The organism is Dyella acidisoli, assembly GCF_030160295.1.
Taxonomy (GTDB): Bacteria; Pseudomonadota; Gammaproteobacteria; order Xanthomonadales; family Rhodanobacteraceae; genus Dyella_B; species Dyella_B acidisoli.
On the sequence record NZ_BSOB01000025.1, the window covers coordinates 249,558 to 263,201 of the forward strand.

Below are 13,644 nucleotides of genomic sequence, written 5' to 3' on the forward strand. Positions count from 1 at the left end.
CCTTGGGGAGCCTTTATGCCTCGTCTCCGTCTTCTTGCGATCGCCATGTCCGTTGCGCTCGCCGCCTGTTCGCAATCCCATAACGAAAACGGCAATGCGCCGGCTGCTTCCAGCACCGCTCCAGCCAAAGCCTCGACCACGGCCGCTACGGAGGCACAGGTGAACAATCCATTCTTCACCGCCAGCACGCTGCCGTACCAGGCACCACCGTTCGACAAGATCAAGGATGGCGATTACCAGCCGGCGATCGAAGAGGGCATGAAGCAGCAACAGGACGAGGTCGACAAGATCGCCAACAATCCTGAGGCGCCGACGTTTGAGAACACGTATGTGGCGCTGGAGAAATCCGGCATGCTGCTCAACCGCGTGATGGCGGTGTTCAATGCGGTCACCGCAGCGAACACCAACGACACACTGCAAAAAGTGCAGGAAGAAGAAGCGCCGAAGCTGGCAGCGCATTCGGATGCGATCCATCTCAACGGCAAATTGTTCCAGCGCATCCAGGCCGTCTACGACCAGCGCGATTCGCTCAAGCTCGATGCGGAATCCCAGCGCTTGGTCGAAGTGGTGTATCGCCAGTTCGTGATGGCAGGCGCCAAGCTGTCCGACGCTGACAAAGCCAAGCTCAAGGATTACAACAAGGAAGCTGCCGGGCTGCAGGCGCAGTACAACAACAAGCTACTGGCTGCCGCGAAGGCGGGTGCCTTGGTGGTTGACGACAAGAGCAAGCTGGCTGGCCTTTCCAATGAGGACATCGACGCCGCCGCACAGGCCGCGAAGGATCGCCATCTCGATGGCAAGTGGGTGCTCACGCTGCAGAACACAACCCAGCAGCCGCTGCTGCAGGATCTGACCGATCGCGCCACGCGCCAGGCACTGTTCCAGGCCTCATGGACACGCGCCGAGAAGGGCGATGCCAATGACACGCGCGACATCGTTGCGCGCCTTGCCCAGTTGCGCGCGCAGCAGGCGAAGCTGCTCGGCTTCCCCAACTTTGCCGCATGGACGCTGCAAGACCAGATGGCCAAGACGCCGGAGACCGTGATGAGCTTCATGGAGAAGCTTGCACCGGCAGCCGTCGCACGCGCCAAGGTGGAAGCTGCCGACATCCAAAAGCAAATCGACAAAGACCAGGCTGCGCTCAAGCAACCGACCTTCAAGCTCGAGCCGTCGGACTGGGAGCACTACGCCGAAGAAGTGCGCAAGGCGAAATACGACATCGACGAATCGCAGATCAAGCCGTACTTCGAACTGGATAACGTGCTGCAGAACGGCGTGTTCTACGCGGCTAACCAGCTCTACGGCCTCACCTTCAAGGAACGCAAGGACATCCCCGTCTATAACCCCGACGTGCGCGTGTTCGAAGTGTTCGATAAGGACGGCAAGTCGATGGCGCTGGCCTACTTCGACTACTTCAAGCGCGACAACAAGAACGGTGGCGCGTGGATGGACAATTTCGTGCAGCAGTCCAAGCTGCTCGGCACCAAGCCGGTGATCTACAACGTCGCCAACTTCACCAAGCCCGCTGCTGGTCAGCCGGCGCTGCTGTCGACGGATGACGTGATCACCATGTTCCACGAGTTCGGCCACGGCCTGCACGGTCTGTTTGCTGACGAGCAATACCCGACGCTGTCAGGCACGCAGACCGCGCGCGACTTCGTCGAATTTCCCTCGCAGTTCAACGAACACTGGGCATTCGATCCGAAGGTGTTCGCCAACTACGCCAAGCAGTACCAGACGCATCAGCCGATGCCGCAAGAGTTGGTTGAGAAGATCAAAAAGGCCCAGCTGTTCAACAAGGGCTACGACATGACCGAACTGGTTTCCGCAGCCATGCTCGACATGAACTGGCACATGCTCACCGCCGATGAGCCGAAGCAAGATGTCGATGCCTTCGAAACCACTGCATTGAAGAAAGACGGTACCGACCTCTCCTACGTGCCGCCGCGTTATCGTTCCAGTTACTTCCTGCATATCTGGAGCAACGGCTACTCAGCTGGCTATTACGCCTACTCGTGGACGCAGATGCTTGCCGACGATGCTTTCCAAGGCTTCAAAGATCACGGCGGCCTGACTCGCGAGAATGGTGATCGCTTCCGCGCCATGATCCTCTCGCGTGGCAATACGGAAGAACTGGCCAAGCTGTACAAGGATTGGCGCGGCAATGATCCGAGCATCGAACCAATGCTGGTCAATCGTGGGTTGAAGCAAGAGCCGACGAAGTAAGCGATTCGGCTTATATAACAAGAAGGGCCGGCATTACGCCGGCCCTTCTTGTTTGTGGGGAGCCGATTTGTCGGCCTAGAGTTCCCCTTTTACGAAAAGATAAAGCCTATCAGTTGCCGATATCGCGCAGCCGCTTACCGCTCATCAGATTGCGCTCAATCTGCTCCAGCGTGATGCCCTTGGTTTCCGGCACCAGCCAGAAAGTCAGCACAATGAAGACCGCGTTGAGTGCCGCATACAAATAGAACGTGGCGGTGTGGCCAATGCTGTTGAGCAAGCTCAGGAAGGTAAAGCCAACGATCATGTTGGCGATCCAGTTGGTCATGGTGGAGCAGCCAATGCCGAAATCGCGTCCTTTCAGCGGCTGCACTTCCGAGCACAACGTCCAGATCAGCGGACCGGCAGACATCGCAAAGCCCACGATGAAGACCAGCAGCATGCCCACGGTGAACAGCTGTGCGCCGTGTGCCGTCGTGCCGGTGCCCATCATGAAGCCGACCACGCCAAGACCGATCGTCATCACGGTGAAGCCGGTATAGAGGATAGGCTTGCGGCCCCAGCGGTCGATCAGGCCGATAGCAATAAAGGTCGCCAGCACGTTAGTGAGGCCCACGATCGCCGTAAACCACATCTGCGCGGAGGTGTCGTAGCCCATGTCCTTGAAGATGCGCGGCGCGTAGTACATCACCACGTTCATGCCGGTGAACTGTTGCATCAGCTGCAACAGAATCCCTAAGCCGACGGAGCGGCGGAAATTGCTGTTTTCCTGGAACAGATGCCAGCCACGCTGCGGCGTGCGCAGCTGTTCACGGATGTCGTTCGCTTCGCGTTCGACGATTTCGGGATTGCCACGCAGACGCTGCAGCACGTCCAGCGCCTCCGCATCGCGCTGCTTCATCAACAGCCAGCGTGGGCTGTCCGGCAGGAACATCACGCCGAACAGGAAGAGCGCACCGGGAATCGCGATGATGCCCAGCATCCAGCGCCAGTTGCCGTTGTAGCTGAAGGCAGTGTCGGAGAGGAAGGCCACCAGGATGCCAATGGTGATCATCAGCTGATACAGCGAAATCATTGCGCCGCGGATGTACTCCGGCGCCACTTCGGCCAGATACAGCGGGGCGGTGAACGTGGCAATGCCAATCGCCAGGCCCAACACCACGCGTGCGGCGATCAAGGTTTCGGGCGACCAGGCGAATCCGCACAGCAGCGATCCGGCCACGAACAGCACGGCGCCGAGAATCAGCGAGCGCTTGCGACCCAGCGCAGACGACATCCAGCCGGCTGCCAAAGCGCCAACCGCTGCACCGAACATCATGCCGCTGACGATCCATTCGATCTGATGGTCGGAGACGCCGAAGTCATGCTGGATGAACTGCGTAGCGCCGGAAATGACGCCAATATCCAAACCAAACATCAACCCCGCAAGCGCGGCGAGCACGCAAGTGAATATGGCGGTGGCTTTGGCGTGAGGCTTGGCATGCGCGTGCGTGGTAACAGGTGGTGAATAGGTATTGGCACTCATGAATGACTCCCCGGTCGGTTGCGTTGTGCGGATGTCTTCATCTTCTTCCCAACGCATAAAAAAGCCGGCTTACGTGGGCCGGCCTGCAAAACGTGGTTCGGACATGCCGGTGAAGGGCACCTCGACGGCGAACAGCCCGCCGGCATGCGGTTCTTTTGCTAACGCTTCCGCAGAAAGACCATCGCGGGCGCTGGTGATGTAAAGCGTATTCAATCGTTCGCCACCGAAAGCGACGCGCGTCGGCTGGCTAGCTGGCACGGTGATGATGAGATCTTCCTTGCCGTTGCGGTCGTAGCGCACCACACGGCCGGAACCCCATTCAGCGTTCCACAAGCCGCCTTCGCTATCTACTGCGGAGCCGTCCGGCTCACCTTGCTGGTGCGAGAGATCGATATGTACCTGCGGCCCCGTCACGCTATCGCCATAACTGCAGCGATGCACGACGCGCGTCCACGAATCGCAGTAGTACATCGTCGCGCCGTCAGGACTGAAGGCAATGCTGTTGCTGATGGCTACGTGGCCCAGCGGCAGTTGCTCGAGCTGCAGGTCGGCGTGCAGACGGTAGAAAGCGCCAGCTGCGCGCCGCGCTTCACCACCAACGGGTTCGTGCAGTGTGCCGAACACAAAGCGCCCCTGCCGATCGCAAGCGCCGTCGTTGAGGCGTGTCGGCAAACCGGTTTCGACGTCGGTAATGCGGATCAGCTTGCTGCTCGCTTCGTGAAAGAACGCAAGCCCGCTGGCGAGTCCAAGCAGCAGCCAGCCATCGTCTTCGCATAGTGCAAACGAAGCCAGACGCTCGGGCATCGGCCAATGATGTGTACTGTCGTCTGCTGGGCGATAGCGCCACAGCACAGAGGCATGGATGTCCGTCCAATATAGCGACTGGCTGCGCGCGCACCACGTCACACCTTCACCGAGCGTGTTTTGCGCATCCAGCACCAGAGACGCTTGCAGGCTCATGCCCAGCCGCCGTCGACGATGAAGTCATGGCCCGTGCACATCTGGCTGTCATCGGCAGCAAGGAACAATGCCGCGCGTGCAAGATCATCTGCACCGAGATGACCGGGCATGCACTGCTTGCGGCGGATTTCCTCTTCACCCGCTTCATCCAGCCACAACTCGCGCTGCTTCTCGGTGATCACCCAGCCGGGGACCAGTGCATTGATGCGGATGCGATCCTGGCCAAGTTCACGTGCCAATCCGTTGACCAAGCCACGCACCGCCGACTTTGCCATCGCATACATCGGATAGCCGGCGTTCTTGATCATCCAGCCAGTGGAGCCCAGGCAGATGATCGAGCCACCACCGAGTTCGCGCATGCCAGGCACCACGGCCTGCGTCGCGAAATATTGATGACGCAGGTTTACGGCGATGCTCTGCTCGAACTCTTCCGGCGTGGTGTCTTGCAGGCGGTGGCGTCGATCGTTGGCGGCATTGTTGATCAATACGCTGAACGCACCGATTTCCTGGCTGGCTGCGGCAATCGTCTTGCGCAATGCCGTGATGTCGGTGACGTCGCAGGGCAGGGACAACGGCGCGTGGCGAACATCCGTCAGTGACGCGTTGAGCGCCGCCGCACTTTTTTCGTCGATATCAAAAAAAGCCACGCGCGCGCCTTGCTGCGCGAAATGCGCAACGAACGCGGCGCCGATGCCGGTAGCGCCGCCGGTGATCAGCACCGAGCGGTCGACCAAGCTGGGATAGGTGGCAAACATGGATGTGTTCGGTCTCTTGGAAGAAATTACCATTCGGCCACACTGCCGTCGTCGTGACGCCAGATCGGATTGCGCCAGCGGTGTCCCACGGCGGCGCGTTCGGCGACGTAGGCATCGTTCACCTCGACACCCAGCCCCGGTCCGGTCGGCATGGAAACATAACCGTTCTCGTAGGCAAATACGCTGCGATCGGTAATGTAATCGAGCAGGTCGTTGCCAGCGTTGTAGTGAATTCCCAGGCTTTGTTCCTGGATGAAGGCGTTGTGGCACATCGCATCCAGCTGCAGGTTGGCCGCCAGCGCGATCGGGCCCAGCGGACAGTGCAGCGCCAGCGCCACGTCGTAGGCTTCCGCCATCATCGCGATCTTATGTGTTTCGGTAATGCCGCCCGCGTGCGAGGGATCAGGCTGGATGATATCGACGCCGCCGGTGGTGAATACGCGCTTGAAGTCATAGCGCGAATACAGGCGCTCGCCCAGTGCGATCGGTGCAGGCGAAATCGAGGCGAGCTCGGGGATGCATTCCAGATGGTCGGAAAGCACCGGTTCCTCGATGAACATCAGCTTGAACGGCGCCAGTTCGCGCATCAGCACCTTGGCCATCGGCTTGTGCACGCGGCCGTGGAAATCCAGGCCGAGGCCGATGTCCGGACCTACCGCATCGCGCACGGCCTGCACGTTCTCCAGTACACGCTGCACCTTGGCGTGCGTATCAACGAAATGCATTTCCTCAGTGGCATTCATCTTCACCGCGGTGAAACCACGCGCAACGGCGTCCTTCGCGGCCTTGGCCGTATCGGAGGGACGATCGCCGCCGATCCACGAATACACACGGATGCGATCGCGCACCGGTCCGCCCAACAAAGCATGCACAGGTACACCTAAATGCTTGCCCTTGATGTCCCATAGCGCCTGGTCGATACCTGCAATCGCGCTCATCAGGATCGGCCCGCCGCGGTAAAAGCCGCCGCGATACATCACGTTCCAGTGATCTTCGATGTGGCGCGGATCCTTGCCGACCAAGTAATCGGACAGTTCGTCGACGGCCGCTGCGACCGTATGCGCGCGACCTTCCACGACTGGCTCGCCCCAACCGCTAATGCCTTCGTCGGTGTCGATGCGTACGAACAGCCAACGCGGCGGAACGAGGAAGGTGGTGAGACGGGTGATCTTCATGCGTTATTTCCTTGAGCGAGAGTCTTCCAGGCTTGGGTGAAAGCACGGGCACGACGACCGACGTCGTCCGCAGTGCGGCCGGGTGCGTAGAGCGCGGAGCCGAGGCCGAAGCCGTTGGCGCCCGCGGCGATATAGGGGGCCATGGTTTCTGGCGTGATGCCGCCGACCGGCAGTACCGCCAGATCTCGCGGCAGCACCGCGCGCCATGCCTTGAGCACGATCGGCGTCAGCTGTTCGGCAGGGAACAGCTTGATCGCGTCGGCGCCGGCCTGGATCGCGGCGAAGGCTTCGGTGGGCGTGGCGACGCCGGGGATGCAATACATGCCCTCGCGTTTGGCAGCAGTGATCACGCGCGTGTCCGCATGCGGCATCACGATCAGTCGGCCGCCTGCGGCAGCGACTTGCGACACCTGCTCGGGCTGCAACACTGTCCCCGCGCCGATCAGGCAGCGCTGCCCCAGTTCCGCCGATAGCACGCGAATGCTGTCCAGCGGTTCCGGCGAATTCATCGGTACTTCGATGACGGTAAAGCTTTCCGCAGCGAGTGCACGCCCTATGTCGACCGCTTCTTCCGGCCGAAGGCCGCGAAGAATCGCCACCAGAGGAAGGGAATCAAGCCACGCGCGAATCATGGTGTTACTCCGGAATACGAATGAAGTCTTGCGTCGGTAAGCAGGCCTGCGGCAGAGGCCAACTGCCATAACCCTTGTACGGAGGCATCTTCGAGTACAGCGGGTACGGCATAGCCGAATTGTCGCGCTGCCAAGGTGTAGCGCTGGCAAAGCGCTGCTTCGCCGATCAAGCACAGCGGTGCAATCACGCCGTTGTCGCGTTGCAGGGCAATGCGAAATTCCTCACCGATCAGCAGGCCCGACAGGAAATCAGGAACATCCGTCGCGGCCAGTTCGCCAGCCAGCATCAGCGCACGCGTCGAGAACAGTCGGCCGAATACACCTTCCGCGCCGCTGTCCCGCGCCGTATGCACGCCGCGAACGAAGGCGCGTTCAACAAACGATGATGCGGCGAAGTCAGGCAGCCCGGCGCCGAGAATGGAGTGCTTGATCAGTAGCGCATACATCTCGCCTGTCATCACCGTGTCGAATGCGACGATGCGGCCATCGACGACGGTGGCCCACTTGCTATGCGTGCCAGGCAATACGAAGCGTGTGTTCGCCTGACAAAGCGGCTGCAAGGCGAGCGCGCCGATGATCTGCGTTTCCTCGCCGCGCATGACGTCGGCAGGTACATGTCGGCGCAGACCAGGCGCGATCCACAGTTCGTGACTATCACAAGCGTCCAAGCGCAGCATGCCGTGCGCGATGCTTGTGGCATCAGCCGGAAGGTCCACATAAGGCACTTCAAGCCAGCCCTGGCGGCTACCGACCATGCCGGCAGCGACGATCCGGCAGGCGGGCCAATCGGCCGTCACCGCATGCAATGCCGCGGTAAATCCACCTTCAGGCAGGTGACGGATACCCCATCCTTCCCGACGCGAGGCCACCACTTTGCCGTCAGCGTCATATAAATAAGCGCGCAGACTGCTGGTGCCCCAATCGAGTCCAATCAGCCGCACGTCCGCCTTCATGCCGATTTCCTTGTGGGGCGCTTGCCTGTCATGTTGGCGCGCGAATCCACAATCATCTTCTGCATGGCGTCACGCGCCACCTCAGGCTGACGCCGCCGGATCGCTTCAAATACTTGTTGGTGATAGGGCAACGAGTATTTGAAATCGCGGCTTTTGCGTGCGGACTGCACAAAAAAAGAACCCAAAGCGGTTTCCACGATGGAAAACAAGGAGATCATCAATTCGTTGTTGGTGGCGACCAGCACGGCCTCATGGAATTGCAGATCCGCTTCCGCCCATTCGTCGGTGTTGCGTGAGGCTTCCATGGCGCGATAGGCCAATTCCAGTTCCTTGAGCTGTGCAGCGTCGCGACGACGCGCAGCAAAAGCCGCAGCGGCGGGCTCGAAGATTTCGCGCATCTGCCCCAGCTTCTGCACGAAATCCGCCGGCGGCATGGAGGCACAGCGCCACGCCAGCACGTCGGCATCGAGCTGATGCCAGTAACGTTCCTCGCGCACACGCGTACCCACTTTCGGGCGCGCCTCGACCAAGCCCTTGGCAGACAGCACACGCATTGCTTCGCGCAGCGCGGTGCGGCTTACTTCCATTTGCTCGGCAAGGGCCTCTTCACGCGGTAGTGCTTCGCCCGGCTGGAGCTGGCCGCTCACGATCCTTATCCCCAGTTGCTGGGTGACATGGCCGTGCAAATTGCGGGCGTTGGCAACTCTCATGGGCTCTCGTATTCGGTGACGGAAAGGAGAAGATTGTGTTGCAATGCGAAAGTGCTGCTGCGTACGGTTTGCCGATCACAGATGTCTTCAACGCGTGGGCGGGATGGCTTATTTGTCATCTCGCTCGCTTATAACACCTGTGTTTTCAACACCCTCAACACCAACCTCAAGTATGCGAACCCCAACCATCACGTCCCCGCTGTCTTCTTTCGACGGTCATGCTGCAGCGCGTAAAGTTCCAGTGGCCGCTCGTCTATATAATCATACAATATGCTCAGAAGCGACAGGCCAAATGGCTGCCTGGTTTCGCAAGGGGATTTGCTTAGTGAAACCTGCTGTCCTGTTCGGCTCCATCTTCGCGGCAATGACTATGCCGCTTGCCGCGATGGCCGGCCAGGCGACCAGTGCTTCCTTCGGTCACACGGCGGATGGTCAGGACGTACAGATCGTGACGCTTACCAATAGCCATGGTGTGCGTGCGCGCGTCATGAGCTACGGCGCTTCGTTGCAATCCCTGTGGGTGCCGGACCGCAACGGCAAACTCGCCGACGTAGTGCTCGGTTACGACACGCTGCAGGGCTATCTCGATCACCGCCAATATTTCGGTGCCACAGTGGGGCGTTATGCCAACCGCATTGCGCACGGCAAATTCACACTGGACGGCAAGTCATATCGTCTCAGCTTGAATGAAGGCCCGAATTCGCTGCATGGCGGCGCGAAGGGTTTCGACATGCGGGTGTGGAAGGTGCTCGACGTAAAGGCCGGCGCGCAGCCCAGCGTAACGATGGAATACGTCAGCACGGATGGCGATCAGGGCTATCCAGGCACGCTGACGATCAAGGCCAACTACACGCTGAGCGACGATAACCAGCTCAAGATCAGCTACCTCGCAACCACGGACAAACCGACCATCGTCAATCTCTCCAATCACACGTATTGGAACCTTGCGGGCGAGGGTTCCGGCACGGTGATGGATCAGGCGTTGATGATTCCAGGCGACGCAATCACGCCGGTGAGCGATGCAGCGGCGATACCGACTGGCCAAATGGTTCCTGTAGCGGGTACGCCTTACGACTTTCGCATGGCCAAGCCGATCGGCCGTGATATTCGCGACGGCAGTTCGCAACAGCTGTTGTTCGGCCATGGCTATGACATGAACTGGGTGCTCAGCCGCAAGGAAATCGAGCCGCACGTCGTGGCGCGCGCAGAGGATCCACAATCCGGCCGCGTGATGACGGTATGGTCAGGCAAGCCGGGTTTGCAGTTTTACTCAGGCAACTTCCTCGACGGCACAACGGTAGGCAAAGACCACCACGTTTATCGCCAAGGCGATGCCTTCGTACTGGAGCCGCAGCTGTTTCCGGATACACCCAATCATCCGGATTTCGGTTCGGCGCGATTGGCGCCGGGGCAAATCTATCGGAACGTGATCGTCTACCGTTTCGGCATCGATCACACTGGGAAATAAGAATCGGGTCAAACCGAATCGGCAGTGAGGCAGTAACGCGCTGGACCGTTGTTGCAAAAAATCAAAGGGTGGATGCCAATGATGCGGACGAGACGGCTAGGGTGCCTGACTTTGGCGCTGCTGCTCGGCGTCTCCGTGGTGCATGCCGCGGAGACGAAGCGCTGGACGACGACTCAAGCCAATGCCTGGTATGCAAAGCAGCCGTGGCCGGTCGGTAGCAACTACATTCCCTCCAACGCAATCAACGAGCTGGAAATGTGGCAGAGCGTCACGTTCGATCCGGCGCGCATCGATCAGGAGCTTGGCTGGGCGCAAAGCATAGGCATGAACACCATGCGCGTGTTCCTGCACAACCTGTTGTGGGATCAGGATCGCGAAGGCTTCAAGAAGCGCATCGATACGTTCCTGACGATCGCCGCGAAGCATCACATCAAGCCGATCTTCGTACTGTTCGACTCGTGCTGGGATCCCGATCCCGCGCTCGGACCCCAGCATCCGCCCATTCCCGGCGTGCACAACTCCGGCTGGGTGCAGGCGCCAGGCACGAAGGTGCTGGATGATCCTTCGCAGTATCCGCAGTTGGAAGCCTATGTGAAGGATATCGTCGGCAGCTTCGCGCACGACGAACGCATTCTTGCCTGGGACCTATGGAACGAGCCAGACAACGACGGCGGTGGCAATTACGCGGCGCAGGAGCCCAAGGACAAATTCCAGCGCGTCGAACAGTTGCTGCCACAGGTATTCGCCTGGGCGCGCAGCCAGCATCCGGTTCAGCCGTTGACCAGCGGTATGTGGCATGACGGTGATTGGTCGAAGCTCGGCGAACTCAATGCGATCGAGCGGACGCAGCTTACCCAGTCCGACATCATCACGTTCCACAACTACGAATTCCCGGAAGACTTCTTGCGTCGCGTGCAGCAGCTGCGCACGTATGGCCGTCCATTGATCTGCACAGAATACATGGCACGTAGCGCAGGCTCGACCGTGGATGGCGTGACGCCGGTTGGCAAGAAACTCGACGTGGGCATGATCAACTGGGGTTTCGTGTCAGGCAAGACGCAGACGATTTTTCCGTGGGATTCCTGGCAGAAACCGTACACGCTGCAACCGCCAGTGATCTGGTTCCACGATCTGTTCAATCCCGAAGGTACGCCGTATCGCCAACGCGAAGCAGATATCTTTCGTGCGTTGAGCGCTGCACCGAAGGGCGTGGTGCCAGCGAATGCCGTCATGCCATGAACGCAGTGCGGTGAACGTTGAATTCGACCCTGCTCTCGTAGGTTGGAGTGCAAACCCCAACCTTACGTGCATTCACACTTTCCGACGCTTACTGCTCAGGTTTTCCTTCGTATCGGAAATCACCTTCTGCATCGACTTGTGTGCCGCCTCGGAATCCTTCTCGCGAATAGCCTGCAGCACCGCGCGATGTTGTGGCAGCGAGTATTTAAAATTGACTGCTGTATGCGCTGACATCGTGAAGTAACTGCTCAGCGCGGTTTCGATCACCGAGAACAGCGAAATCAGCAGTTCGTTGCCGGTGGCGGCGAGAATCGCTTCGTGGAAATCGATGTCGGCGGTGGTCCAGGATTCCGGATCGTGGGCCGCTTCCATGGCGTCGAAAGCGGTCTGCATGCGCTTCAATTGCGCGACGCTGCGGTGGCTGGCTGCGCTCGCCGCAGCAGCAGGTTCGATGATCTCGCGCATCTCCGAGAGCTTCTGCACGAAGTCCGCGGTGGGCATCGAAGCGCAGCGCCATGCCAGCACGTCTGCGTCGAGCTGGCTCCAGAAACGCGCATCGCGTACGCGGGTGCCGACCTTGGGCCGCGCTTCCACCAGTCCCTTTGCCGATAGCACCTTCATCGCCTCGCGCAGGGAGGTGCGGCTTACGTCCATCTCTTCGGCCATGGTGGCTTCGGGCGGTAGCACTTCACCTTGCTTGATCGCACCGCTGACGATGCGCTGCCCGAGCACCTGCACGACGTGCCCATGCAGATTGCGCGCCGTCATGGGGCCTGCGCCGTTGCGAATGCGCCGCGAAAGCACGGGACGAGCGGTTCTGGTGGCGTTGCCATCCCTGCCGCCTCGAAAAGATGCCATTCAGCCGATCTCCTTCAGTGCCACACCGTGGAATGGGTCCGCCCGATAGACAAACCAGACCGTTCAATAATCGCAGCGGAACTGCGCCAGTCTGAGCGGTTTTTTCAACTCTGACGGAGATGATGACACGTTTCCAGGAAGCGGCTACAACCGGCTGATGTGAAGGACCTATCAGGCAGCGGGGCGCAACGAACGGCCGGCTGTCGGCGAGTGCAACGGGATGCCGGGGTAAAGGTTTACGGAGGCACGGATGCGGCCCGGGCAGATACCGCTGACTCGTTTGAACAGTCGCCGGAATGCAGCCTCGCTGCGGTAACCCAGTTGTTCCGCGATGGTGGCCACCGACAACTGCCGGTCGTGCAACAGGCGTTCGGCAACACTGACTCGCCACTGGGTGACGTACTGCATGGGCGGCATCTTCATCAATTGCACGAAACGCTCGGCGAAGGCCGAGCGCGACATGCACGCAAGCGAGGCCATGGCCTGCATGGTCCATGGATGTCCGGGGTGCTGGTGCACGGCCTGCAGCACCTTGCAGATGCGCGCGTCGCCAAGCGCTGTGAACAGACCGCGACGGTCGGCGTTGCGTTGGGCGTAGTCGCAGATCGCCAGCGTGAACAGGGTATCGGCCAGCTTGTTCAAAAGCACCTGGCGACCGGGTACGCCGCTTCCGGTGATGGCGATCATCATGGCCGACAGGTTGCGAAACAGCATATCGGCCTGAGCGGCGCGGACGACGAAACAGGGCGGCAGGGCGTGCTTGAGCGGATGCTGGGCGTGGCTGGAAAAGTGCAGTTCACCGCAAATCATGCTGGTGCTGCGGATGTCGCCGTTCGGCGTGGCGCGCAGTTGGTGCGGATCACCGTGCGGAAATACGACCAGGTCGCCAGGTTCCAGCAGCAGGGAAGCATCCAGCACGTCGCTTTCGACCTCGCACTGGCCGGCGCCGATCAGGTGGAACACCCCATATGGAAAGCGCGGTTCGTCGATGAAACGGGAGCCGCATTGATACAGCTCGTCCATCACGTCGACCCGCAGCATCGACTGATTGAGCAGCGCTTCCAGGGCCGGTTCCAGCCGTGGTGAACAGGCTTCGCTGGAGAAAGTGCAGGTATGCTCGATGTACATGAGGCAATACTTCCGTGC

12 protein-coding genes are annotated in these 13,644 nt (G+C 60.0%); 3 read left to right on the plus strand and 9 right to left on the minus strand.

Going from position 1 to position 13,644, the window contains the following annotated elements; all coding sequences use genetic code 11:
- The first annotated feature begins 15 nt into the window (after positions 1-15).
- The gene (gene dcp / locus QQJ86_RS14460; protein ID WP_284321663.1) at positions 16-2,226 is read left to right on the plus strand and encodes a peptidyl-dipeptidase Dcp; all 2,211 of its coding nucleotides are present in this window, start codon (positions 16-18) and stop codon (positions 2,224-2,226) included.
- Between the two features lie 109 nt (positions 2,227-2,335).
- Here the strand turns inward: dcp and QQJ86_RS14465 are convergent, their stop codons facing one another.
- From QQJ86_RS14465 to QQJ86_RS14495, 7 genes are read right to left on the minus strand one after another with little or no spacing between them, the layout of a single operon-like run.
- Positions 2,336-3,805, minus strand: coding sequence for a sugar porter family MFS transporter (locus QQJ86_RS14465; protein WP_284321664.1), 1,470 nt, complete (start codon positions 3,803-3,805; stop codon positions 2,336-2,338).
- Between the two features lie 12 nt (positions 3,806-3,817).
- Complete coding sequence (locus tag QQJ86_RS14470; RefSeq protein WP_284321665.1) at positions 3,818-4,708, minus strand: SMP-30/gluconolactonase/LRE family protein; 891 nt, start codon at positions 4,706-4,708, stop codon at positions 3,818-3,820.
- A complete protein-coding gene (locus QQJ86_RS14475; protein WP_284321666.1) occupies positions 4,705-5,463 on the minus strand; it encodes an SDR family NAD(P)-dependent oxidoreductase in 759 nt (252 codons plus the stop codon). The genes QQJ86_RS14470 and QQJ86_RS14475 overlap by 4 nt, the downstream gene beginning before the upstream one ends.
- A gap of 26 nt (positions 5,464-5,489) precedes the next feature.
- The gene (gene dgoD / locus QQJ86_RS14480) at positions 5,490-6,638 is read right to left on the minus strand and encodes a galactonate dehydratase (RefSeq protein WP_284321667.1); all 1,149 of its coding nucleotides are present in this window, start codon (positions 6,636-6,638) and stop codon (positions 5,490-5,492) included.
- The gene (locus tag QQJ86_RS14485; protein WP_284321668.1) at positions 6,635-7,270 is read right to left on the minus strand and encodes a 2-dehydro-3-deoxy-6-phosphogalactonate aldolase; all 636 of its coding nucleotides are present in this window, start codon (positions 7,268-7,270) and stop codon (positions 6,635-6,637) included. Before QQJ86_RS14485 ends, dgoD begins: the two co-directional genes overlap by 4 nt.
- On the minus strand, positions 7,267-8,223 hold the full coding sequence (locus tag QQJ86_RS14490; protein WP_284321669.1) for a 2-dehydro-3-deoxygalactonokinase: 957 nt from the start codon (positions 8,221-8,223) through the stop codon (positions 7,267-7,269). Before QQJ86_RS14490 ends, QQJ86_RS14485 begins: the two co-directional genes overlap by 4 nt.
- On the minus strand, positions 8,220-8,933 hold the full coding sequence (locus QQJ86_RS14495; protein WP_284321670.1) for a FadR/GntR family transcriptional regulator: 714 nt from the start codon (positions 8,931-8,933) through the stop codon (positions 8,220-8,222). The genes QQJ86_RS14490 and QQJ86_RS14495 overlap by 4 nt, the downstream gene beginning before the upstream one ends.
- Before the next feature lie 325 nt (positions 8,934-9,258).
- On the opposite strand from QQJ86_RS14495, the gene QQJ86_RS14500 reads away from it, so the two are divergent.
- Both QQJ86_RS14500 and QQJ86_RS14505 read left to right on the plus strand, forming a co-directional pair.
- On the plus strand, positions 9,259-10,401 hold the full coding sequence (locus QQJ86_RS14500; protein ID WP_284321671.1) for an aldose epimerase family protein: 1,143 nt from the start codon (positions 9,259-9,261) through the stop codon (positions 10,399-10,401).
- 111 nt (positions 10,402-10,512) lie between these two features.
- Positions 10,513-11,640: a glycoside hydrolase 5 family protein gene (locus tag QQJ86_RS14505; RefSeq protein ID WP_284321672.1), complete on the plus strand. Its 1,128-nt coding sequence runs from the start codon at positions 10,513-10,515 to the stop codon at positions 11,638-11,640.
- A gap of 72 nt (positions 11,641-11,712) precedes the next feature.
- On the opposite strand, the gene QQJ86_RS14510 is transcribed toward QQJ86_RS14505, so the two are convergent.
- The gene (locus QQJ86_RS14510) at positions 11,713-12,498 is read right to left on the minus strand and encodes a FadR/GntR family transcriptional regulator (RefSeq protein WP_284321673.1); all 786 of its coding nucleotides are present in this window, start codon (positions 12,496-12,498) and stop codon (positions 11,713-11,715) included.
- 171 nt (positions 12,499-12,669) lie between these two features.
- A complete protein-coding gene (locus tag QQJ86_RS14515; RefSeq protein WP_284321674.1) occupies positions 12,670-13,626 on the minus strand; it encodes an AraC family transcriptional regulator in 957 nt (318 codons plus the stop codon).
- Positions 13,627-13,644: the final 18 nt, after the last annotated feature.